27 protein-coding genes are annotated in these 20413 nt (G+C 42.4%); 11 read left to right on the top strand and 16 right to left on the bottom strand.

The window, feature by feature from the left end; all coding sequences use genetic code 11:
* Positions 1 to 252: 252 nt before the first annotated feature.
* Both COT72_01335 and COT72_01330 read left to right on the top strand, forming a co-directional pair.
* Entirely contained in the window at positions 253 to 597 is a 345-nt protein-coding gene (locus COT72_01335; protein ID PIO00330.1) for a hypothetical protein, read from the top strand.
* 9 nt (positions 598 to 606) lie between these two features.
* Positions 607 to 918 (top strand): hypothetical protein, encoded by a 312-nt coding sequence (locus COT72_01330; protein ID PIO00329.1) that lies wholly within the window; start codon positions 607 to 609, stop codon positions 916 to 918.
* A gap of 62 nt (positions 919 to 980) precedes the next feature.
* Here COT72_01330 and COT72_01325 read toward each other — a convergent pair whose 3' ends face one another.
* The 4 genes from COT72_01325 to COT72_01310 all read right to left on the bottom strand — a co-directional run bounded on the left by COT72_01325 (position 981) and on the right by COT72_01310 (position 2954).
* Positions 981 to 1241 carry a hypothetical protein gene (locus COT72_01325; protein ID PIO00328.1) on the bottom strand — a complete coding sequence of 87 codons (261 nt, stop codon included), beginning with the start codon at positions 1239 to 1241 and terminating at the stop codon, positions 981 to 983.
* 67 nt (positions 1242 to 1308) lie between these two features.
* Positions 1309 to 2016 (bottom strand): site-2 protease family protein, encoded by a 708-nt coding sequence (locus COT72_01320; protein PIO00327.1) that lies wholly within the window; start codon positions 2014 to 2016, stop codon positions 1309 to 1311.
* 52 nt (positions 2017 to 2068) lie between these two features.
* On the bottom strand, positions 2069 to 2713 hold the full coding sequence (locus COT72_01315; GenBank protein PIO00326.1) for a hypothetical protein: 645 nt from the start codon (positions 2711 to 2713) through the stop codon (positions 2069 to 2071).
* A 49-nt stretch (positions 2714 to 2762) separates the two neighbouring features.
* Positions 2763 to 2954 (bottom strand): hypothetical protein, encoded by a 192-nt coding sequence (locus tag COT72_01310; protein PIO00325.1) that lies wholly within the window; start codon positions 2952 to 2954, stop codon positions 2763 to 2765.
* Positions 2955 to 3058: 104 nt separating this feature from the next.
* On the opposite strand from COT72_01310, the gene COT72_01305 reads away from it, so the two are divergent.
* Positions 3059 to 5098 carry a hypothetical protein gene (locus tag COT72_01305; protein ID PIO00324.1) on the top strand — a complete coding sequence of 680 codons (2040 nt, stop codon included), beginning with the start codon at positions 3059 to 3061 and terminating at the stop codon, positions 5096 to 5098.
* Here COT72_01305 and COT72_01300 read toward each other — a convergent pair.
* The 3 genes from COT72_01300 to COT72_01290 all read right to left on the bottom strand — a co-directional run bounded on the left by COT72_01300 (position 5095) and on the right by COT72_01290 (position 7240).
* The gene (locus COT72_01300) at positions 5095 to 5847 is read right to left on the bottom strand and encodes a hypothetical protein (protein ID PIO00323.1); all 753 of its coding nucleotides are present in this window, start codon (positions 5845 to 5847) and stop codon (positions 5095 to 5097) included. The two genes, COT72_01305 and COT72_01300, sit on opposite strands and share 4 nt — an antisense overlap.
* Before the next feature lie 92 nt (positions 5848 to 5939).
* On the bottom strand, positions 5940 to 6932 hold the full coding sequence (locus COT72_01295; GenBank protein ID PIO00322.1) for a glycoside hydrolase family 15: 993 nt from the start codon (positions 6930 to 6932) through the stop codon (positions 5940 to 5942).
* An 86-nt stretch (positions 6933 to 7018) separates the two neighbouring features.
* The gene (locus COT72_01290) at positions 7019 to 7240 is read right to left on the bottom strand and encodes a hypothetical protein (GenBank protein ID PIO00321.1); all 222 of its coding nucleotides are present in this window, start codon (positions 7238 to 7240) and stop codon (positions 7019 to 7021) included.
* 432 nt (positions 7241 to 7672) lie between these two features.
* On the opposite strand from COT72_01290, the gene COT72_01285 reads away from it, so the two are divergent.
* Together COT72_01285 and COT72_01280 are read left to right on the top strand one after the other, a co-directional pair.
* The gene (locus tag COT72_01285) at positions 7673 to 8092 is read left to right on the top strand and encodes a hypothetical protein (protein PIO00320.1); all 420 of its coding nucleotides are present in this window, start codon (positions 7673 to 7675) and stop codon (positions 8090 to 8092) included.
* A complete protein-coding gene (locus COT72_01280; protein ID PIO00319.1) occupies positions 8089 to 8448 on the top strand; it encodes a hypothetical protein in 360 nt (119 codons plus the stop codon). The genes COT72_01285 and COT72_01280 overlap by 4 nt, the downstream gene beginning before the upstream one ends.
* Here COT72_01280 and COT72_01275 read toward each other — a convergent pair.
* From COT72_01275 to COT72_01265, 3 genes are read right to left on the bottom strand one after another with little or no spacing between them, the layout of a single operon-like run.
* Complete coding sequence (locus COT72_01275) at positions 8429 to 8944, bottom strand: hypothetical protein (GenBank protein ID PIO00318.1); 516 nt, start codon at positions 8942 to 8944, stop codon at positions 8429 to 8431. The two genes, COT72_01280 and COT72_01275, sit on opposite strands and share 20 nt — an antisense overlap.
* A 24-nt stretch (positions 8945 to 8968) precedes the next feature.
* Positions 8969 to 9277 (bottom strand): hypothetical protein, encoded by a 309-nt coding sequence (locus tag COT72_01270; protein ID PIO00317.1) that lies wholly within the window; start codon positions 9275 to 9277, stop codon positions 8969 to 8971.
* Entirely contained in the window at positions 9277 to 10176 is a 900-nt protein-coding gene (locus tag COT72_01265) for a hypothetical protein (GenBank protein PIO00316.1), read from the bottom strand. The genes COT72_01270 and COT72_01265 overlap by 1 nt, the downstream gene beginning before the upstream one ends.
* Positions 10177 to 10225: 49 nt before the next feature.
* On the opposite strand from COT72_01265, the gene COT72_01260 reads away from it, so the two are divergent.
* Positions 10226 to 10429 carry a 30S ribosomal protein S17e gene (locus tag COT72_01260; GenBank protein ID PIO00315.1) on the top strand — a complete coding sequence of 68 codons (204 nt, stop codon included), beginning with the start codon at positions 10226 to 10228 and terminating at the stop codon, positions 10427 to 10429.
* A gap of 3 nt (positions 10430 to 10432) precedes the next feature.
* On the top strand, positions 10433 to 10735 hold the full coding sequence (albA, locus tag COT72_01255; protein ID PIO00314.1) for a DNA-binding protein Alba: 303 nt from the start codon (positions 10433 to 10435) through the stop codon (positions 10733 to 10735).
* Between the two features lie 32 nt (positions 10736 to 10767).
* On the opposite strand, the gene COT72_01250 is transcribed toward albA, so the two are convergent.
* A complete protein-coding gene (locus tag COT72_01250) occupies positions 10768 to 11457 on the bottom strand; it encodes a hypothetical protein (GenBank protein PIO00313.1) in 690 nt (229 codons plus the stop codon).
* 269 nt (positions 11458 to 11726) lie between these two features.
* On the opposite strand from COT72_01250, the gene COT72_01245 reads away from it, so the two are divergent.
* Positions 11727 to 12635: a ribonuclease gene (locus COT72_01245; protein ID PIO00312.1), complete on the top strand. Its 909-nt coding sequence runs from the start codon at positions 11727 to 11729 to the stop codon at positions 12633 to 12635.
* On the opposite strand, the gene COT72_01240 is transcribed toward COT72_01245, so the two are convergent.
* Complete coding sequence (locus COT72_01240) at positions 12589 to 13692, bottom strand: hypothetical protein (protein PIO00311.1); 1104 nt, start codon at positions 13690 to 13692, stop codon at positions 12589 to 12591. The genes COT72_01245 and COT72_01240 overlap by 47 nt on opposite strands.
* Before the next feature lie 176 nt (positions 13693 to 13868).
* On the opposite strand from COT72_01240, the gene COT72_01235 reads away from it, so the two are divergent.
* From COT72_01235 to COT72_01225, 3 genes are read left to right on the top strand one after another with little or no spacing between them, the layout of a single operon-like run.
* A complete protein-coding gene (locus tag COT72_01235) occupies positions 13869 to 15170 on the top strand; it encodes a hypothetical protein (protein ID PIO00310.1) in 1302 nt (433 codons plus the stop codon).
* Between the two features lie 33 nt (positions 15171 to 15203).
* Positions 15204 to 15920 carry a hypothetical protein gene (locus COT72_01230; protein PIO00309.1) on the top strand — a complete coding sequence of 239 codons (717 nt, stop codon included), beginning with the start codon at positions 15204 to 15206 and terminating at the stop codon, positions 15918 to 15920.
* A gap of 18 nt (positions 15921 to 15938) precedes the next feature.
* Positions 15939 to 16799: a hypothetical protein gene (locus COT72_01225; GenBank protein ID PIO00308.1), complete on the top strand. Its 861-nt coding sequence runs from the start codon at positions 15939 to 15941 to the stop codon at positions 16797 to 16799.
* Here the strand turns inward: COT72_01225 and COT72_01220 are convergent.
* The 4 genes from COT72_01220 to COT72_01205 all read right to left on the bottom strand — a co-directional run bounded on the left by COT72_01220 (position 16796) and on the right by COT72_01205 (position 20403).
* Positions 16796 to 18109, bottom strand: a complete 1314-nt coding sequence (locus COT72_01220) for a hypothetical protein (protein ID PIO00307.1) — start codon at positions 18107 to 18109, stop codon at positions 16796 to 16798. The two genes, COT72_01225 and COT72_01220, sit on opposite strands and share 4 nt — an antisense overlap.
* Positions 18110 to 18148: 39 nt before the next feature.
* Positions 18149 to 19066 carry a hypothetical protein gene (locus tag COT72_01215; GenBank protein ID PIO00306.1) on the bottom strand — a complete coding sequence of 306 codons (918 nt, stop codon included), beginning with the start codon at positions 19064 to 19066 and terminating at the stop codon, positions 18149 to 18151.
* Positions 19067 to 19111: 45 nt separating this feature from the next.
* Positions 19112 to 19537 (bottom strand): hypothetical protein, encoded by a 426-nt coding sequence (locus COT72_01210; protein ID PIO00305.1) that lies wholly within the window; start codon positions 19535 to 19537, stop codon positions 19112 to 19114.
* A gap of 86 nt (positions 19538 to 19623) precedes the next feature.
* Positions 19624 to 20403, bottom strand: a complete 780-nt coding sequence (locus COT72_01205; GenBank protein PIO00304.1) for a hypothetical protein — start codon at positions 20401 to 20403, stop codon at positions 19624 to 19626.
* Positions 20404 to 20413: the final 10 nt, after the last annotated feature.

The following is a 20413-nucleotide window of genomic DNA, read 5'->3' as shown; positions in this document are numbered from 1 at the left end:
ACGGATGAACTCTTTGAGTGCGGCGCGTGCGGCATTCTCTTTGCTGACGGGTATGGTAACAGCATCCGTCTGCTCTGTGATAACTGCGCTGAGTTTGCCGATGCTTCACGTCTAGAAGAGCTTGAAGAGGACTAACCCGTTGATACGGACACAAGAGGGGAGAATGTATCTAAGTTATACGTTTCACATTAGTTTTGAATAGGTTTTAGATAAAAACCACATGGTTTATATTATTGTTTTGACCCGTGTCTAGTGGGAGGAAAACATATCATGGCCTATGCTGCAATAATTGCAATTAATAATTTGTGGGTTGGCCTTTATGCGCTTGCAGGAGGTATTATGGTTGCAAGTTTGCTTTATGCATGGCAGATTAGCGTTAAAGAGTTGCAAAACGTGTTTGCCCCGCTCATGCTTAGTGTCGTGCTTATTGGCATTGGTGTTGTGTTGCACACATCCTTTGTGATTGGCAGGGCAATGATGTCGCAAGCATTGACATTTACAATTAGTCATTTGTTTCTTATGGCAGGTATGATTTTGTTCATTTTTCCCGCCCGAGAACTAAAACGCCTCTCAGAAGAGATAGGATTTAAGGAGTGAAATAGTACCATGGTCGATATTAACACATTTGCAATTCAGGTGAGTTCAATGCTTACGATTCTTGGAAGTTCTGTAAGCATCCCGCTTGTACTATTGGCGTTGCGCAATTTTTCACCAAGTTCAGTTCGAAACATTGCAATAGGTCTTGCGGTGTTTCTTGTGAGCATGGCAGTAAGCTCTGCGGCAATGGGCATCAATCATCTTATCCCGTTTTCCTACGCGCTTGATATTTGGCATGTGGGTGCGTTTCTTGGTTTAATCTTTGGTGCAGGCGTTGGCATGTATGCTGCATACATTTCTCGCAGGCTAAGCAAAGTATAAGCTTGTTGTTGCATAAAAAATGGTTCGCGTTGTGATAACGCGTATGTTTGGGTAAAGAAAAATTAGATGATGTCTTCTTCGTTGATGACCACAAAGTCTTCTACGGCAATGATGCTTGAGATAGGCACCATTTGGCGGCCATTTTCATCGATTTCTAAGTCAATTGATGATGCATAACTTGTTGGTCCATTAATAACCATGCTAAGAAGTTCTCCTGTTCTGACTTCAAAAATCATATCGCCAACGCGACCAAGTGTCTTGCCTGACTTTGTTACAATCATTTTCCCCTGCAAGTCTCGTGATGTTTGTCTCTTTTTTTCCATTGTATATAATCCCCCTCTTGAAAAACTAAAGGTTAATCACCATCTGGGCTTATTTAAAATTTGTTGTTTATAATATGCCATAATGCGACAAGAAGATGGCTCCTGCAACAAGTATCGCAATAGTAAATGAGATGAATACCACAAGCGAGACCGGTATGGCAAAAAAGAGCGAGACAAGGCTGATTGTTGCAAGCGCAAACCAGATGTCACGTCGCCACACAAATACTTTCGAACCGTCAAGCGGAGGCACGGGTATGAGGTTGAAGAGCGCGAGCCACGCATTAAGAATAACCATTTGCGTCCATAGTTCAAAGGGAAGGACGGGTGAAAACAGTTTGAACAAGAAAAGCAGGATGATGTTAGTAAGGGGTCCTGCAACAGATATTTTTCCAACTTCTTCTTCGCGAAGAAAGGTTTGACCAAAACCAAAGCGCGATGCAAGTGAAGATGAGATAAGAACAAATCCTGGTGCAAAAAATATGAGCCGGCCGCCGCTTGCTACACCAACGAGCAGGGAAATAAGAAGTCCAGACCACCAAAGCGTGTAATTTGCGTGCGCACCATATGATTGAGCGACAAATTTATGGCCAAGCTCGTGGAGCACAAATGAGACGCCAAGCACGAAGGTTGCCCCAAGATAGTAGAGAATAAGCTCGTTCCACGTTTCTTTGTTCACGCCAAACGAGAATAAGAGCCCAAGCACGAACACGCTTATTGCAATGTCTCGAAGCTCAGTAATAGTAAACGTGAGCTTTGACAGCTTGAACTCTCTCATAGTATGTTTAGACTATACGCATATTGATTAAAAAAACGTTTGCGTTACGCACTTAACAATACTCCCCGGAATACATTTTTACGTGCGCATGTGAGAAGATTTTTTCTGGATGTTCTTCGGTTAACAGCACGGTTGAAACAGTCGCTTCTCCGCTTGAAAATGACAAGAGCACGCGTTGGAGCGTGTCAATAAGACTGCGAACGCCTCGGGCGTTAAAGGATTCTGCAAGAAGCTGTTGATAATATACGTGGCGTGTTCTTGGTGTTTTAGCAACAAAATTAGAAATAGGGTCTGTTTTTTTATCTTTTGCAAGCAATGCTTGATGTATATTAATCTCATAAAGCTTTTTAAAGAGTGTTTGACGGATGTGGCGCTCATGCACGCCCGCCCACATTGAGTAATCCTGAGATTTTTTGTCAAGCAGTTTATTAAGCGAACTAAGCTCAACATCCACACTATGGCGTGTGCTCACCAGAGTACTGATGTCGTATGCTTGTTCAAACATGTTTGCAATCTCGCGCAATACCCCACCAAGACTCTCATGTATTTCATCAGTAAAATCAAGAGAGGGGTTATAGCGCACACCGCCAAACAAGGTAAACAGTTGGTCAGAGCCAAGCAGTTCGTGATTTTTGTATTGTTCTGCAGTAGATAGGCGTTGATAATAAATAAACGGAACTGGATCGTGACAAAACATAGTAGTATCTACTCGTTCCAGTTGCCCTTATTAAATTTTATTCAACGCGTTACACATGTTCTTTAACAAGCCACGCATAAAACACATCAGCAAGAGGAAGCACCATTGCTTCTCCAAACGTGGCAAGGCGTGTTGAATCCATAAGCGCATCATACTCGCCCTGGCGTGCAAAACTTGCAGCAAGGGTCACCGCATTGTCAAGGGCTGCTTTTCGTAAGGGAACAAACTCATCATTGACCATAATCACAAAGAAAACGCGTGCATGTTTATAAGTCTTGCAGGAAAAGTAGCTACTAAAACATATTGTTTAAAAATTATAACTTCCATTACAATATATCTATGGGGATGTCTTCTCTAGAAGGAATGATTACACGTGAGCGAGCAAAGCTCAAAAAAGAACTAAAAGAACGCATTAGAGATGACAATGAATGCCCGGTGTGTGATGAGTATGAACATAAAGAAGTTGTAGGTAGCGTAAAAGCACTTCCTGAAACAAAAGAATCGCTCAAAGTTGTGATGCATTGTCCTGAATGTGGTCATGACTGGTATTATTTTATTATTAAACCAAAAAACAAAGAATCACTTACCCAATACGTTGCCCAGTTAGAAGCCTTTTACGCGCGAAAAGAAGTGCTTAGCAAACGTATGATGCATGACGCTAAAGAAGATTTTATGCTTCGCGAACATGAACTAAACGCAGAGATTGCGCGCATGCAAGAAGATGAACTCATCAAGCGTTACGAGTTGCTTGCAAAAGAGCACGCTCATATGGAAAAAGAATTGAACGCCGCTATTAGCATGCTTGAAGGAAAGTTAGCAAAGCAAAAAGAAAGCTTTGAATCAGAAGAGCACAAAATCAAAAACGAGTTTAGTGCTTTGCGCGCAAAACTCGAAATGCGCGTTTCTGAATTGCGTGAAGAAAAAAGAAACAGCATTCAAACACTACAAGACAAGCTCAAAACAGTTTCAAAACAAGAAGAAGATGCACAACAAAAACTCAAGATTAACGCAGCGAATCTGGAGCGCGAAAAAGAGCGGATTGAAACATTGCATGAGCGGCTCAAACAATTAGATGCAGTAAAAACCAAAAAAGAAGAGCTTATTGCGCAGCTCACCGAAAATCTTGAAGCGCAAACCCAAAAGGGTGAAGCACTTGAAAAGAATGTAACTACGCTTATGCATCGTGTTGAAGCACTTAAAGAGAGTAAAGCTACAATTATTGAAAAAAAGAGTGTTGCTGAAGCAGGACTCAAAGAAGCACGTGAACTCATCAAAGATCAAAAGCAAGAGCTCGATTCATATCACGAACAAGTTGATACGCTCACTCAAACATTAGAATCACAAACAAAGCAGCTTACCTCACAGCTCGCGTCATGGAAGGAAAAGGCGCAGCGCGCGCGAGAAAAGAAAAAAGAACTCGCAGGAGAACTTGCGGCAAGCAAAAAAGAGTTTGACGCAAAAAAGAATGCGCATGAAAAAACCGTAAGCGCGCTTCAAAAGAACCTTGATACGCTTAGTGCACTGCGAGAAAAAGAGCGCGAAACTTTTTCACGCACTATTGAAAAACAACACCGCGCGCATAGCACAAACATGCAGGCGCTTGAAGCAAAGCTTGACGAGCAAATCAAAAATGCCAAAGCCACAAAAGAAGAGCATGCAACCAAGCTTGCAAACATGCAAGCAGTGTATGAAACCTTACAAAAACAATATGCAACGCGTGTTGAAGAGATAGCAACAGCAGAAGAAACAATCAAGCAAACAACCACTGCACTTAACGCGCTCAAAGATGAGTTTGACGCGTTTAGGGCGCGCGTAAAAGACCGTGAAAAAGAGCAGACAGCAAAACGCGTTGCGCTTATAAAAGAAAATGCAAATCAGACAAAGAAGTTAGGTTTTGCACGAAAAGATATAGAACGTCTTAGAAAAATAAAAACTGAGCTTAACAGGAATGTTGCAGCATACGCAAAAGAGCGGGTGAAAAACGAGAAACAAATCAAAAAGCTTAGCGATGAGCAATTACAGCTTGACAAAGAGGTTATTTCTCTTGAAACCGCAAAGGCGCGTTTAGAAAAAGAAGATAATGCAAGCAAAAAAGCGCACGCATCACTTAACGCGCTTCTTGATGAGACAAAAACGCATCTTGAAAAAGCACACACAGATTATGGGTTGCTAAAAAAATCATTTGATGAAGAAAACGCGCGACGTTCAGCACTCAAAGACGAGCTTGAGAACACGAAAAAAGAGCTTAAAGAAATACATGCTATGCTCAAAAAAGAAGAGACAAAAGCGCGCATTTACAAGGATGAAGCTGAAAGCTTAGAAAAAGAAAAGGAAGCGCAAGAAGAAAAAGTCAAGCGACTTAAAAACGCTTTGAGCAGTATCTAATTTTTTTTGACAAATTTTATGTGGTACAATTCACCACCATAGTCAGTTGTGTAATAGCCGCACACACGCACGGCATCCCCGCGTGCAAGCACGTTTTGGTGTACGTTTTTTTGTTTGAACACGCGCACCTCGCTTTGATTGCAGAGTTGAAAATCCTGATACGCATTCCCCGAATTTGAGGTGTAGTCTTTAATTTCAGAGCAAATCACTCCTTCAACAAGAACCGGTTCTCCTGCGTACAGGGTTACCTCGCTAATCGGCGTGAGCTCTGCAGGACATGATTGTTCAAAAATAGGCTGCGTGCTTCCAAGAAGAGGCACAAGCACAAGCAAGGGGAGAACAAAGAATAATTTAGGCGCCTTGGCGTGAGACACTTTTTTGTTGTGAAAAAGCACAACCACGCACACTATGATAGTAAGCATGCTCAGCTGGTTTGTGTTAAAAAAGTGCAGGCTAAAGTACGAGTTCACAAACGGGTAGAGTAACGGCACGCCCATGACCGTAAGCGAGTCAAGCATGAAATGGCTTGCAATGCCTGCAAACACGGCTTTTCCCGCATCCTTATCGTACGCGTACGCGCCAAGACTTGCCACAACCAAAAAGAGCAAGGTATGTAATGGTCCGCGATGAAACGTTGGCAGGATAAATTCTGCGTCTGGCACGAGCGAAAACAAAATAACAATAAACGGGTTGAGACGAAACAGTAATGCGAACACAGCACCAAACAACGCGTGAGCAAGTGCAATCATCAATTTTTTAGAATCTAAATTGTGTTAAAAAATGTTTTTGCACAAAAATATGTAGTATGACCACTTCATTTCTTGAAGAATAAAAGAAAGCATCAACCCGCGCTATAGTCAAAGGCGGTAAGAAACATGCTTTGGCTCCATGCAAGCGGAGTGTTCTCATTTGGCTGCCCGTTTGAAAGGTAGAGTTCGGGCGCGCTGTCTTCTTTGAGTGTTTGTTTTGCGCGCGCAAAATAGTGCTGTGCTTTTTGCGTGTTACCGCGCTGTGCGTAAATAAGCGCAAGCCATGACAAGCCAAAATGCCACTCTGCTTCAGAACCCGTATTATAGTATTGGTCGCCAACATAGCGGATAACGCCATTGTCCCGTACTAAGTGGTTCTCAACATTGTCAAGAATTGCTTGCGCTTGTTTTTCTGAAACAATAGTGTACGGGTAGATAAGGCTCAAGAGAGCAAGGTCTGTTTGCTTACTTGCTGACTCTCTTGGCAAAAGCATATCAAGTGCTTTTCTTCCTTGAGTGAGTAAATGTTCTGGAACGTGCACTAGGTCTTTTATCATTTCAAGTCCTGCAAGACACGCGCCAATAGAGGATGCGTGGACTTCTTCATATTCTTCCCACATGCCATTATCGGCGTCCTGCCAGTATTTTATGCTCTGCAAGTAATATACGAGTTTTTGTAAGATGCGCTCATCATGTTTTGCGCGAATAATTTTGAGACCTTTTTTCTCTAATTCGCCCACTTTAAAGAGAAAGGCGCCAATTGCATCGTTTTGTTTGTTGCCCCATTCCTCATGAAATTCGTCAAACGTGTCTGGATGGTATCGTGCATGAATGTATTGCCACGAGTATTCCGGCTTGTCAAGAATAGCAAAATCAATTTTGTATTCATGTTTTAAAAACACATCAAACAAGGCGTGATAGGCTTTTTGCACGCGCTCAGGAGAACATTGTTCAAATGCAAGAGTAGCATAAACAGTATCTCGAATCCAGGCCTTATTATACCCCGTGTTCACGTGGTGGTGTGATGCCAAAAACAAGCCTGACTGAGCTTGCAAGCCCGCTAATATGTGTAACTGCGTGTGCATTGTGCGAGCAAGCTATTCTTCTTGCTTTTTTAAATGTTGTGGAGAGTGTACATTGTTAAGTTAAAGGGACTTAATCATCTAAAAAATTAAGTTAAACTTTTTTGTGGATTAATCCGTCCACCTTCTAAAACAATTTTCATATTTTCAGCTATTCTTTGAATTACAGAAACAACAACACTATTACCTGCTTGATGATATAATTTACTATCTGCGAGATTTTTAGGTAATTTAAAGTTTTTAGGGAAGCCTTGCAATAAAAAACATTCTCTTGGAGTTAGTTTTCTTATTCCTTTGTGATTTTTTATTATCGGGACATTATGCCCCCCCTAAACCCATATTGGCGTGCTTACTGTTGGAGGAGGGATACTGCTCTATTTGCATAAGAAAAAAATGCTCAAGCCAATGATTAAGCGCGCTCAAAAAACGTCAAAGAAAGTAGTAGCACAGTACCTGAAATAATCAGTTTCTTAGTACAAGACCCGATAGCGTAATACATGAGACGCGAGGTTTTCTAGATTCATGTTCTGCACGTACTGGGGCAGTTGAGTTACTACGTGACCAGGATTTGTTGGAATGTTATCACTCAACGTGATTGCATGGTACGTGTTTTGTATGCTTCGAAAAAGGGGAAGAGATTCGCTCTCACACATAACAATCGTTACCTATTATGCGGGGTTTTTAATAGTTTATGGTCACGCAATCAAAACCCTAATGTAGTTTAACACAGCCCTAATACACTAATGCCTTCAGGAATTGTGCACAGCAAGTGGAGTAAGCGCCTGCTTGGCAGGAGTTACAGTTATGTACACCGCCACATGGACGCACCTGCCCAAGGCGCGCTCAAATGGCGTCATCGCGTGATTCGCCATAACCCTTTTATCCACCCCGTCTTTTATGCGCTCAAGCACAAACGCGTTGGCGCAGGTCTTGCGTGTTTGCAACACATCATTCAGGATTATTACGTGCTTTTCTTGACCTGGATTATTATGCTGCTTGTTTCCAAACTTTTTGGTTTTTTCCTGTTTGCCTTGGGCGTTACGCTTGGCGCAATTTTTATAATAACCTTTTTTAATTTTCTTTTTGAAATCGTGTGGGTGACCCCGCACACGCTTATCAGCATCATGTGGAAGGGGTTAAAAAAAGGGGTTGGTTTTCGTTGAAAGAATTATTTGACACGCTCGAACAATGGGTTGGTGCGCTAAAACAAGAGCCGTTTCCTATTATTGTTGAAGGCAGAAAGGATAGAGTTGCACTTGAAGCACGGGGTATTTCTGCAATAAAAATTCAGGGGGATTTGCGCTTGTTTTGCGAGAGCGTCTCAAAGACCACTAAGGATGTGATACTTTTGATGGACCATGACACAAAGGGTGTTGAACTAACTGACAAGCTTAAGCGCTATTTTGGCGAGGTAGGGGTTCGTGTTAACTTGTTTTATTGGAGAAGGCTCAAGAAATTTCACATTCAGCACGTTGAAGCGCTTGCACGATATGACCTGATTAAGCGAGTAAATATCTAAGCGCATTAAAACCATCTGTTCCCGGGATGGGCAGGAGGTTGAGGATAAGCAACCACATATTTATCTGGCGCGTTACGTAAAGGAGTATGTGCTGGTTTCTGGTCTTCATATATTTTTCCAAAGGATAGGTTATAGCAAAAAGAAAGCCATTAAGTGCTGGTCCAGCTAGTCCAGTAAGAATGAGTCCGGTCTTTGTTGCAGTAAAGGCGCTAATTGAGACGTAAGCAGGAACAAAAAAGATAGGAAGCCCCATAGTTTTGAGTGCCACACCAATAAAGAGCCCCCAAAAATTAGCGTGATACGTTGCGCTCATGCCAAAAGCAATGGCAACAAACTTGTGTGCAAACTCGTGAAGCAATAATGAGGGAATAGCAATAAGTGCGCTTAGTTTGAAGCGCTCTTTATCCTTCATTTGTCCGGGAATGAGTCCTGAAAAAATGTAGGTCACGCCAATGCTTGAAATTGCAATGCCAAAAAGCTCTGCAAGTGAGAACATGAGCATAACAAAAGGATCCGAGTATTATAAAAGTATCTTAAGAATGCCCTGAATATTATAGAGGCGCAGGCCATGCTCATTCTTTTTTACGCGCGCATACAAGTCAGGTGTAACCTGAGCTACAACAAGTTCTTTTTCAGCGGGTCGTGAGTATTCATCAGGGGTTTCATCAGGTTGGGCATCCCAGTAATTCTTAACGAACGCGGCATAGTCTGCTCGTGAAAGATGAAAAGACCAACCATCAGGTCGTGTTCCCCAGCCCCGCTCACTTTCAATCCATGATTGTACATGCACCAGGTTCTTTCCTAAGACACGGTCTTCTAAATCAGTCATTATTCAGCGCCTCCTTGTGAAAGAATAGTTTTTTTGACCATGTCAACGGCTTTACCTATATCAATGCCGCCAATATCTACTTTTTCAAGCATTTTGCTGCCCACATTGTCAAGCACGCTCATAAATTCCATAGGGAATACAATTTTTGATGCTTTGTCTTTTTCAATGCCTTCAATTGCCTTCACGTACAAGTATGAAATGGCGCGCTGGTCAAGCGATTTAGCAGCTTCTCCAATAGCAGTGATAACCACTTTGTTTGCAAGTGCTCTGAATTTTTGTGCCTGATATTTTTCTTCTTCAATCTCAACATTTTGCATAGCATCCACAAGCTCTTCTGGCGGTCTGATTTCATCAAGTTCAAATAAGTCAATGCCAATGCCAAATTTGAGGGTTAAGTGCTTGAGTCTGTCAACAAAGAGTTCATTGATTTTGTCAATGTTTGCAAGAATGTAATTAAAGCTAATTTTTGAAACAAAGTTTCGCACTTCTGCTTCTGCAATTTCTTTTATGTTATACACAAGGTTTTGGATTTCAAGATACGCTTTTTTAGGGTCTTCAACTTTATAGTAAAGCGTGCCAACAATTCGAAGCCGGATTTCTTCTTTTGTAAGGGAAAGCGGGACTTTGAGTTTCATGCTTGTTGTGCGCACGTCATACACTTCTTTGACTTCTTCCATAAAGGGGATGACAATAGACCATCCGGGTCCTGCAATCCTGCTGAATCTGCCAAACGCAAATATTACTGCACGCTCGTAGTGCTGAAACTTTTTTATAAACACTTTAAACGCGATAACAGCAAGAACAAACGCGAGTGCAAGGAAAAAAACTCCTTTAAAGTAGAAATATGCCACGTAAAGTAGCAGACCAAGCGCAGCAATGAGCAGGAAAAGGTAAATCACGAGAAAGAAAAAAGCTTTTAAACTATTAAAAAGTTACTCTATGCTAATCATGGGCCGAGTAAAACCAGTAATTATCAAAAACAAGGGAAAAAAACTGTTCATGCAGGATCCTGAACGTTTTAGCGCGGACTTTGCAAAAAACAAAGAAGCCCTCAAAGATGTCGCATTCATCCCCTCAAAACGACTTCGAAACCGAGTAGCAGGACACATCACGCGACTCAAGAAGACCGTTAAAGAGTGGGAGGTGGCATAAGTCATGGCAGCAAGTAAGAAAACAAGCGAGAAAAAGAGCGCTGACAACATTATCTACATTGGTATAAAACCCTTTATGAATTATGTAACTGCAGCAATGCTTCAGTTTAATGGTGGTGCAGAAATCATCACGCTCAAAGCGCGGGGAAAAAACATTTCACGCGCAGTTGATGTGACTGAAGTGCTTCGAAACCGATTTATGAATGATGTAAAAATCAACGCCATTACTATTGGGTCAGAAAAGTTAACCTCGCGCGAAGGCAAGAATACAAACGTTTCAATTATTGAAATTGCACTTACCAAGTAAAGACGCGCTACTTCACGCTTCACCATTTTTTTTTAGAATGAAAACACGGTTTTTGCGTTCTTAAACACGGTTTTTGTAAGGTCATCTTCTTTTAGCTCATTGATTTTTTCAACCACGAGGGGTAGTGAAAGCGGCGTGTTTGGAAATGTGGCACCCATATAGGGTGTGTCAGTTTCAGTAAGAAGTTGTGTTTCTGGCACGAGTTTTACAAGGGTTTGAAAATTTGAAGCTTTAACAACAATGGTTGGCACGCTAAAGTAGTAGCCGCGCATAACACCTTCTTTGATAAGGGATTTTTTTCCCGTAAAAGAGTGGAGTACAACAGGCAGGTCATAGTGTTTGAGAACATCAAGAACTGCGCTTTCTGCTTTTCTGCTGTGCACAATCACGGGTTTATCAAGTTCTTTTGCAAGCGCAAGCATAAACGTAAAGTGGGCACGTTGCTGTTTTTCACTAATTGTTTGATAATAAAAGTCAAGACCAATCTCTCCAAGTGCAATAACCTCTTTGTTTTGGGCTTGTGTTTCAATAGTATTTTGTTGCGCGCGTTCGTGGGGCCACCACCCCACGGCTTTTAGTGAGTCTGCTTTGAGCACGTGTGCGTTCGTGTCAGGGTTTGTACCATTGTTGATAACAAGAATGCCCTGTTTTTTGCACTCGGTGAGAATGTCTTTTTCATTTTCAAGTTCCCACGTGTGCGCGTGCACGTCAATGTACTTCATTACAAAAAAAGTAAAGACAAAGAGAGAAATAAAACCTTTCTTTTTTTTCTCATTTACATTCCCATCATATATGAGCCTGCAAGCGAGGCTGAAAAAAGGATTGCTCCGCCAATAATAAGGGCTTTGATAAGTCGGGTCGTACTCGTTTAATGCTATAAAGAATGGTATTATCCTGCAAAGGAAATACTATCTCTTCGAGTGAATTAAAGTTTTTTTCTTTGTAGCACGTATCATAACTTTTTTATGGAGCTACCTATGTCTTTAGTGGTATGATTGAATTAGTATTTCTTGGCACGAGTTCTGCAGTGCCAACAAAAGAGCGGAACCATGCAGCAATTCATCTCACAAAAGAGGGCACGCGCGTCTTGTTTGATTGTGGTGAAGCAACGCAGCGCCAGCTCACACGTGCAGGCTTGCTTGGTACCAAAATTGATTATATTCTCATATCTCACTGGCATGCAGACCATAGCGCCGGTTTGTATCCGTTATTGCGCTCTATGCAGATGAACGAGCGAAAAAAAACATTGACCATTATTGGTTTTACCAGCACAAAACATAAACTGTCCCTTCTTGAAGACGTGTTTGGAAAAGTGGGCGGGTTTCCTATCAAAATAATTGAAGTTGATGCGCATGCACCAACAAACGTCGTGAACACTAAGGATTTTGAGATTTGGTGTGCTAAAACACGCCACTCACCAACTAGTCTTGCCTTTAGCTTTGTTGAAAAGGACAAAATCAAGATTAATGTTGACTACACAAAAAAATTTGGTCTCTCCAAGCATCCTCTTCTTGGCAAACTCCAAAAAGGAGAGAATATTGAATACAAAGGAAAAAAGATTTTAGCAAAAGACGCAACATGGGTGCAGAGCGGGAAGCGGGTTGTGTACACGGGTGACGCGCGATTTACAAACTCGCTTGCTGCTTTTTGTGAGGGAGCTGATGTTTTGATTAGTGAGGCAACGTTTTCTCAGCTTGACACGCTTGAGCGTGACAAAAAAGAGAAGAATCATATGACCACGCATGAAGCTGCTGAACTTGCAAAACTTGCTGGAGTGGGCGTGCTCTACATCACGCATTTTTCAAAAAAGTATGCGCGCATAAAGCCACTTGAAAAGGAGTGTCGTGAGATTTTTAAGAAATGCGTTGCTGCCTACGATTTTTTGAAAGTTGACGTGTAGGAGATTCAACTACAAACGGTATGAGACCAAGAATAAGCACACCAGCAATAACAAGTGCGCCGCTTGTTTCATACTGGTCTGTAAACACGTTAAACACTGCTGAAGCAAAGACGAGTATTGCTGATTGCATGAATACGTAAAACGAGGCGAGTGTTGAGCGTTTTTTTGAAGGGATAAAACGGTTTATGTATTGCAAAAGAATGGGTGTTTCAAGTCCTTTTGTAGTAAAGCGTGTTGCAACAAGAAATACTACAATAAATGGGTGGCCATAGATAGCAAGAAAAAAGAGAACGCTGCCGTACAGGGCGAGTATGAGTCGAAGCACATTTTTTGGTGTGGTTATGCGTTCAAGGTGGTGAGCAAAACGCGCAGCCCATCCGCTTAGTGATTGCATGATTGCATAAATAATACCAAATAAGGCAACGTCAACACCAGCAGCGTACATAAGCGGTTGGTCATATTGTGACGTGATGTGCACAAGTGCATAGACAAGTCCTGAGATAAGTACAAACGCGCCAAAATTAGGAATGTTGAGCGCAGCAGTGATGCTTGCTTTTGATTCCTGCACGTAGGCACGCACCCGTTTTGGTGTGCGATGACTTGGTTCAGGGATGAGGTATGCGTTAAGCGCGACAAGCGGCCATTTGAGTGCTTCAAGCAGAAAGACTAGCCCATAATTTATTTTTGCAATAAAGCCGCTTGCAATAAGCACAAATGGTGAGATGCGTGATGAGTAGAAGATGGCTTTGCCAAATATTTCTGTTGCGCGTCCTTCTTGTTTTGTGCTTCGAAGCGTGTCATACACCATGCTTTCAATGCTTGTTGAAATAAACGCAAAACCAATGCCAAAACTGACGTATGCAAGTGCAAAAGAGCTAAGCGAGCGTGAGAAAAGAAACACACTCCATCCAATCATTGAAACAAGAGAACCAACAATAAGTGATGCTTTTCGTCCGTACACGTCAGCAAAAATGCCGGTGGGGATTTCAAGTGCTGCAACAAGAAAGAATTGGAGCGAAGTTAAAAGCAGCACGTTTCCAATGCTTACAAATTGCATTAAGTACAAAACAATAACTGGCGTGCTAAAGAGTAGTCCGTTAACGAGTAGGTCGTGTATGTAGTAATGGGTAATAGTGTCTGCCATAAGGTGGTTTTTGTGTTTTCTTTATGTTTTGTGAATAAAAATATGTTGTTGGAAAGTTTAATTAATCAGGGTCAACACCAGTATACATTGTGGGAGTGCGATTCATACTTGGTTTGTTTTTTGTGCTTGCCTCAGCAAGTGTTGTATTTGCTGAGGAGTGCACTGATAACCCAATAAGTTGTTTTGATGGGGAGGTGTGCTATGTGAATGCATCAACGAGAAGTGCAACCTCACTTGCGTGCGGGTTTGAATACGTATGCCACAATGGAGAGTGGGTTTCAGTGAGTTCAACAAGCGCGTGCAACGAGTGCGGAGAATATGTTAGCAGCATTAGTCAGTGTTGTGGAGACAAGCGAGTTTTTACGTTTACTGAAGGCGTCTGTTTTGAAGGACGCGTGTATCGGTGCGAAGCTGACAGCGGGTGTGCAAGTGCGTTTGGCGCAACGTGTGTGCAAAATGATACGGACTGTTCGGGTGCTCTGCTCAATATTAGTCTTGAGAAATCAGTGTTTGAAGATGATGCTACCATTGACATTGATGTTCGCTTGGTGAATTTTGAGAGTGCAACATTTTTTGAAGTGTATTATGGCCTGTACGATGAATCAAACGTGTTTATTCTTGGCGACTCTGATACCAAACAAAACGTGAGCGGCGTAGTTGATTATACCAAAAGTATCAAGCTTAGAGATATACTTCCAGGTTCGTACACAATTCGTGTTGAAACCGAATTTGGCGGAAAAATCTATAGCGCGCGTGAGCCAATCATTATTTCAGGAGATTGTGTTGAAATTGACGGACCAAACCAAATGCCTGCAACCCGTGATAGCAGTCAAGACATCTTTTTTAGCATCAATAATACGTGCCTCATCCCGCTTCACAATGTGACTCTCACGTTTCGAAGCGCGTCACACTTGTTTGGCAATGTTTCAACTAATGCAAGTGTTCGTCTTTTGAATGTGAGCTTAGGCAGTTCATCACGAAACGAGCGCGTGCGCGTAATATATGATGAAGGCCAAAGCCAAGAACTTATTTCAATTGTAATGCAGGGGCAAGCAAACATAACAAAGAGCCTGGGTCGTTTGATTAATTCTTCTAACGTCGTTCGGGAAAAAGCAGCAAACATTCTCAAATACGCGTATTTAGGAAATCGCGGCGAGATGAAACAGGAGTATGCATACGCGGTTGCGTTACTCAATCAAAGTATTGACGAGTTTTCTCTTGGCAATTATGGATTGTCACAACTCTTTGCAACAACGTCTGCAACGCGTTTTGTGAGCATTCGCAGTAGAGCAGAAGAAAGTGTGCTTATGGAGATTTCTATAGGGGTTGGTCTTGTTGGATTATTTCTGCTTATATTCATCTTGAAATTACGAAGCTTCTACAACAGATAACTGTTAAATACCCTGCGTGCGTGTAGATACACTATGGAGGTAAGGATTGTTTCTAAAAAGCCAAAAACAAAAGCGCCAATTATTATTGAGGGATTTCCCGGTGTGGGTCTTGTTGGCTCAATCGCGTCAAAGTATTTAACGCAAAAACTAGATGCAAAGCAAATTGGTCACATTGAATCACCGCATTTACCCCCCTTAAGTTTTATTCAGGACGGGGACGTGTACAATCCTATCCGTATTTATGATGTTCCTTCAAAAGGATGGGTCATTATCAGTTCAGAGTTTCCCGTGCCGGCAACGCTTATTCATGATGTTGGAGAAGCAATTGTAAAATGGGCAAAAGAGATTAATGCATCACGCATCGTGTGCTTGGAAGGAATTAATTCTCCTAACATAGCAGAAGAACCGCGCGTATTTGGCATTGATGCGAATATTAAAACAAAATTGCCAAGCGGTCTTGAACCAGTTAAGACAGGATACATTCTTGGTGTGAGCGCGGCAATCATGCTTGCATGCAAGTATAAAAAAATAAAAGCGCTCTGCCTTATGGCTGAAAGCCATTCAAACTATCCAGACGGGCTTGCTGCTGTTGCACTCATCAAAAAATTGGGGTCGCTTTTTAAAGTGAATGTAGATGTCAAGCCGCTTGTAGCTGAAGCAGAAGAGTTTGAAAAGAAAATAAAGGACTTGATTGGCAAGGCAAAAGAAGTCAAGCATGAAAGCGATGAGAGCAGAAATATGTACGGATAAGCGCAGGAGAGTAAGACTATGAGACGAACCGTTATTGCAGGAGTATTAATCGTTTTCGCACTCATCCCATTTGCAAAACTGTTTATTGCATCACAAGAAACAGGTCTTAGTCATGATATTGGGGCTACGCCAAGCATTAGCGTAACGGGAAACGTGGTGCAGGCCGCCTCAGAACAGGCAATGAGTTTTCTCATAAAAAAAGATGCAATTATTAATTTCTTTGTAAATCAATACGACCAGGGCTTTTTTCAGGTAGGAAATGAAGACCCCTTGTACGCAACAATGATTGCGCTTGAAACATTCAGCCAGTTCAAATACTTAAACGAGCTCTCAGAGGGAATGGTTCGCACCATTCTTGCACGCTCACGTGCCTATGTGAGTGATGCAGGAGAACTCACGCCCCGTGCGTGGTACGCGTATGTGCGGATTCAGAGCATTCTTGGCAGTGATGTGCCAAAAACAGAAGCTGATGCTATCATTTCTCATGTGCTTGCATTTAAAATTCCTGAATCCGGTTTTGCTGAGCGGACTAATGCAAGTGTGGTGCGAGCAAGTGTTTTAGAAACGTATTTTGCCGTGCGCTTATTTGATGAGCTTGGGTGGAACTCGCAGTCTATGAAAACTGATATTATCACTTTTCTTAATGAAAAACAAGATTTTAGCGAGCAGGAATACGTAATGCGCGCGCGTATTGGAGAAGGGTACGGCGTGCCATTTGGTGTGCCTCGCGAAACGCTTCTTGCTTGTTTAGTAAAAGAATATCTGCCAACCCATGCGAGCGAAGAGTGTGCAAGTGCATTAAATGATTCATATTTGTTTGTATACTTGCCTTCAGCGATTCTTATTATTGCTGCGTATTTACTTTTGATTGCGCGCTAAAGCGGAAGTTTCTCAAAGCTTTCAAGCGGTTGAGGTGCGCAACGCAAGACGCGCTTGAGTGCGTCAAGTTGACGCAGGAATATGTGTTCTTCGTTTTGTGATTTAAATGCATAGCGAACAATACCCGGTCTAAGAAGAGGAAGTGTCGCGTTTAGGGCAAATGAGTTTTCATCAATAACAAGTGAGAGCGGATACTTATCAGCAAGGTACGTGTCGCGCAGGAAGGGTTCTTCGGGAAAGCGCTCGAGAAACGAAGCCGTGCTTTCTTGTATGTAGCGCAGGTTTCCATGACCCCCGCTCAAAAGGGAGCGCATCACGTTTTCAAACAGGTTGTGTGTGTCTGCTTGCGAGAGTAACATTATCCGAAAAAGAGCAATGCCCTCATCATTAAAGCCAAATTCAAATGAAGCAGTGCCTTTTCCCTTGTTAAGCACGTAGTTTTGGAGGTGCTCTCCACTCCGCGCATATGCTCTGAGTGCTTGCTCAAATGGTTTGAGAAGCGGACTTCCTTCAAGAGCTGTTTCAAGGTGTTGTAAATCGAATGGTTTGAGAAATTTGATAGCGAGCGGGAATGTTTTTCGCAAGGGGTTATTAAACGCGATTTTTTGTTGTGCATAATGGTCAATCACGTCTGAAAGTTGGTCAATCTCGTGGTGAGTAATTACGTTATTAGAAAGGTACGTGCGCAAATACTCGTGCACGCGAGGTTTTGTAAGGTAGGTCATGTTTCCATTGCTTGCAGTTTCAAGTTGGGTAATAAGCATATTTTCTGCGCCGTGCAGTTCTCGTGTGGTGTGCAAGAGTTCAAAAAGTGGTTTGAGAGATTTTGTTGCGTATTGTTTGAATCGCGCTTCAAAAAAAGCGGGTTTGTTCATTCTAAAACGCATATACGCGCGGGGGTTTCGTTTTTTTGGTTGTGCAAACTCGGGGTATAGGTCGTGCTGGTTAACATGAAGGTGGTGTATCAGGTAGTCTAGTGATTGTTCAACAGAATCTTCTACGGACCCGTCTTGTTTGTTAAGAATGCGATACGCGTGTGCAAAGTCAAAAACAAAACGGGCAAGACGCGCGCTTCGTGAGAAGTGTTTTTGAAAAACATCTTTTGCATGCAAGTACGCTACTGAATCTGGTTTGTAACCGCGCATTTGTGACAGCGGCTGGTCAAGTATGTTTGTGTTGCAGAGTTCTTCAAGACACAAGCCGCATTCTCCAAGCTTTTCTTGAATGTAGTCTGAAACGTGTTTAACACTGTGCTCATCACCAAAGCTTGTTTGATGAACCACTGATGAATCAGACAAATTGCTTTGCATCATAAAACGTAGGATAATCTGCAGATTAAAGTATTTCCCCTAGCTAATGCGTGTTACGCCCTGTTTTTTGAGATAATCAACAATAATGGGAAGAACAAGGGTTATGTCTGCTCGCACGTCAACAACTTCACTGTCTTTGCTGAGTTTTCCCCAGCTAATGCCTTCGCGAAGTTCAGCGCCACTCAGTCCACCGTCGTTTACGTCGGCGGTAGTGATTTGGAGCGCGTAGCCATGCGTAGCATCATTGAATTGTTGTGCTTGAAGTATGAAGTTTTTTGGCACGCCGCCGCCAAGCAGGATGACGCCGGTCTTTTTTGCAGTCCACACGTGGTGTGCAACAAGCTCGTCCCAGTCTTTAAAGGGGTCAACACTAAAGCCATACTCTTTTGCGTACGTCCACACTTGCATGCCAAGACCGCAATCAACAAGCGCGGGGCAGTAAATGGGGATTTGTTTAAGATAGGATTGGCGAATCAGACTGTTTTCATCAGTTATGTGCTCGCCTAGTTTCCAGATAATCTCTTTTGAAGAGTATGATTTTTTTTCAAGGTTTTTGAATACTTTTTTACAGAAGTCTTCAATGCCTTCATATGAGTGGTCGTCAAAGTACACATCCCACACGCGGTCAAGTCGTTTTTCGTGCAGTTTTGCGTCATCCGCGTTGTGCGTGCCCATAAAGTGTTTGTAGCCAAGTGCTTCAGCAAGGTCGTGAGTAAGAGTTGCTCCAGTTACAACAAGCGCATCAACCCACGCGTTTTTAAGAAAGCTGCCAAGCACGTTTCGCATGCCTGAAGGGATGAGAGCGCCTGCAACACTCATAAAGATAGTACAATCTTTGTCTTGCAACATTCGTTCAACAAGTTTGCCTGCCTGGCTTACGCGCCCAGCACTAAAGCCTGAGTTCTGCCAGTCATGTACAAAGTTTCCGCTCACATCATAGTGATGCACGTGTTTCATTGCGCACCCTGACGGTATGACGCTATAAAAGCCTTTTGGGCGATGCTAATGTAAGAGGTGGATTGGGATATAATAACATCCTTGAACACGAGGGAGGGATTCAAAATATTCATAGTCATCCATGCCCACAATTGCTACAAAGAGGTCATAGTCTTGTGCAGCATCACGGATGCGCTCTCCAAGTCGTTTGAGGTGGTCAAAAAAAGGAAGCTCAGGAAAGCCAAGGGCAAGCACATCAAAACCATTTTCGCGTGCTGCTTCAAAAACGCGTGCATGTTTTTTTTGAAATTTGCGCAGTTGTTTATAGTCTTGTTTTCCTTTGTGTACAAGAATTTCAAGACCCACGCCAACGAGGGCTTCAGGGTATTCGGCGCGCAGATAACTAAGATAAAAGTGTTCGCGTGAAACGCATTCTTGACAGTCATGTTTCTCACCATACACGTAGATTTCAGGAACAAACATAACTTCCATTGAAGCTAGGAGCAAGTCAGGAATTTAAATATGTTTTTCACGGCTCACACGCGTGTTGCAGGTGGAATCTTTAACCAAATGAAAGCTTATGCATAGCAGTTAATCACTACGTTTGAGACGTGGCTTACAATGGAGATATGGTTTTGTTCAGGATAATAATATTCTGCGCTGCCCGGCACGTTATTGTTCTGGATTTTAAGTGGGTCGCAAAAACGAGAAAATACGGCGCACCAGGAGCGTAAGGATGCATCTTCAACTGTTTTATGATGGTACACGCGCACGTTTTCATCGGGTTTTGTAAACGCCCAAAACCCAAGCGCGATTTCTTTGGCAAAACCAGAGTAGTCAATAAGTGATTCAGAAAGATGATAGCCATTGAGCGGAGAGGCAAGTGTGTGGACCTCAAGCACGCCCTCAAAGATAAGTTTATTTGCTGAAAAAGACGCAATCACGCCGCCTGCGCTATGTGCAAAGATAATAAGTTTTTCAACATCAGCGCTTTGGGCAAACGTATTGAATTGATAGATAAACTCTGCACTCAACTCGCTAAGGGTGCGTGACGGGTCGTAGTCAAAATCAAAAAACGGAGCATTGCTGATGAGTTCTTTTCCCGAAGAAAACGTGTTGGGATTATGATCACCATACCCTCTCACATACACGTAACCCGTGCTAAGATTTGTGTCTAACGGGCATGCATAGGTAGTGGTTGTTACTTGAACATCCTCAAAAGAGTAACCTCCAAACAGGTTACCTATCTGAGACGTGAAGACGCTCTTTGTTATAACAAAAGCAACGGCAATGAAAATAATAATAACAGTGAAAACAAACACACTGGTAACGATATTTTTTAAAGAAAATTTGGTCATTAGCAGTTTC

The organism is archaeon CG10_big_fil_rev_8_21_14_0_10_43_11, assembly GCA_002763265.1.
Lineage (GTDB): Archaea > Nanobdellota > Nanobdellia > PEZQ01 > PEZQ01 > PEZQ01.
Note: the sequence above shows the minus strand (reverse complement) of the source record. Positions and strands in the feature narration are given on the sequence as shown.

Excerpts from the sequence above, each read along its gene's own strand:
- COT72_01300 (PIO00323.1), bottom strand. The coding sequence starts at position 5,847 with ATGATTGCACTTGCTCACGCGTTGTTTGGTGCTGTGTTCGCATTACTG.
- COT72_01215 (PIO00306.1), bottom strand. The coding sequence starts at position 19,066 with ATGAAACACGTGCATCACTATGATGTGAGCGGAAACTTTGTACATGAC.
- COT72_01245 (PIO00312.1), top strand. The coding sequence starts at position 11,727 with ATGATTGAATTAGTATTTCTTGGCACGAGTTCTGCAGTGCCAACAAAA.
- COT72_01330 (PIO00329.1), top strand. The coding sequence starts at position 607 with ATGGTCGATATTAACACATTTGCAATTCAGGTGAGTTCAATGCTTACG.
- COT72_01285 (PIO00320.1), top strand. The coding sequence starts at position 7,673 with ATGCCTTCAGGAATTGTGCACAGCAAGTGGAGTAAGCGCCTGCTTGGC.
- COT72_01205 (PIO00304.1), bottom strand. The coding sequence starts at position 20,403 with ATGACCAAATTTTCTTTAAAAAATATCGTTACCAGTGTGTTTGTTTTC.
- COT72_01315 (PIO00326.1), bottom strand. The coding sequence starts at position 2,713 with ATGTTTTGTCACGATCCAGTTCCGTTTATTTATTATCAACGCCTATCT.
- COT72_01250 (PIO00313.1), bottom strand. The coding sequence starts at position 11,457 with ATGAAGTACATTGACGTGCACGCGCACACGTGGGAACTTGAAAATGAA.
- COT72_01320 (PIO00327.1), bottom strand. The coding sequence starts at position 2,016 with ATGAGAGAGTTCAAGCTGTCAAAGCTCACGTTTACTATTACTGAGCTT.
- COT72_01225 (PIO00308.1), top strand. The coding sequence starts at position 15,939 with ATGAGACGAACCGTTATTGCAGGAGTATTAATCGTTTTCGCACTCATC.
- COT72_01240 (PIO00311.1), bottom strand. The coding sequence starts at position 13,692 with ATGCAATTTGTAAGCATTGGAAACGTGCTGCTTTTAACTTCGCTCCAA.
- COT72_01305 (PIO00324.1), top strand. The coding sequence starts at position 3,059 with ATGTCTTCTCTAGAAGGAATGATTACACGTGAGCGAGCAAAGCTCAAA.
- COT72_01210 (PIO00305.1), bottom strand. The coding sequence starts at position 19,537 with ATGGAAGTTATGTTTGTTCCTGAAATCTACGTGTATGGTGAGAAACAT.
- COT72_01295 (PIO00322.1), bottom strand. The coding sequence starts at position 6,932 with ATGCACACGCAGTTACACATATTAGCGGGCTTGCAAGCTCAGTCAGGC.
- albA (PIO00314.1), top strand. The coding sequence starts at position 10,433 with ATGGCAGCAAGTAAGAAAACAAGCGAGAAAAAGAGCGCTGACAACATT.
- COT72_01325 (PIO00328.1), bottom strand. The coding sequence starts at position 1,241 with ATGGAAAAAAAGAGACAAACATCACGAGACTTGCAGGGGAAAATGATT.
- COT72_01260 (PIO00315.1), top strand. The coding sequence starts at position 10,226 with ATGGGCCGAGTAAAACCAGTAATTATCAAAAACAAGGGAAAAAAACTG.
- COT72_01270 (PIO00317.1), bottom strand. The coding sequence starts at position 9,277 with ATGACTGATTTAGAAGACCGTGTCTTAGGAAAGAACCTGGTGCATGTA.
- COT72_01275 (PIO00318.1), bottom strand. The coding sequence starts at position 8,944 with ATGTTCTCACTTGCAGAGCTTTTTGGCATTGCAATTTCAAGCATTGGC.
- COT72_01310 (PIO00325.1), bottom strand. The coding sequence starts at position 2,954 with ATGGTCAATGATGAGTTTGTTCCCTTACGAAAAGCAGCCCTTGACAAT.
- COT72_01220 (PIO00307.1), bottom strand. The coding sequence starts at position 18,109 with ATGCAAAGCAATTTGTCTGATTCATCAGTGGTTCATCAAACAAGCTTT.
- COT72_01230 (PIO00309.1), top strand. The coding sequence starts at position 15,204 with ATGGAGGTAAGGATTGTTTCTAAAAAGCCAAAAACAAAAGCGCCAATT.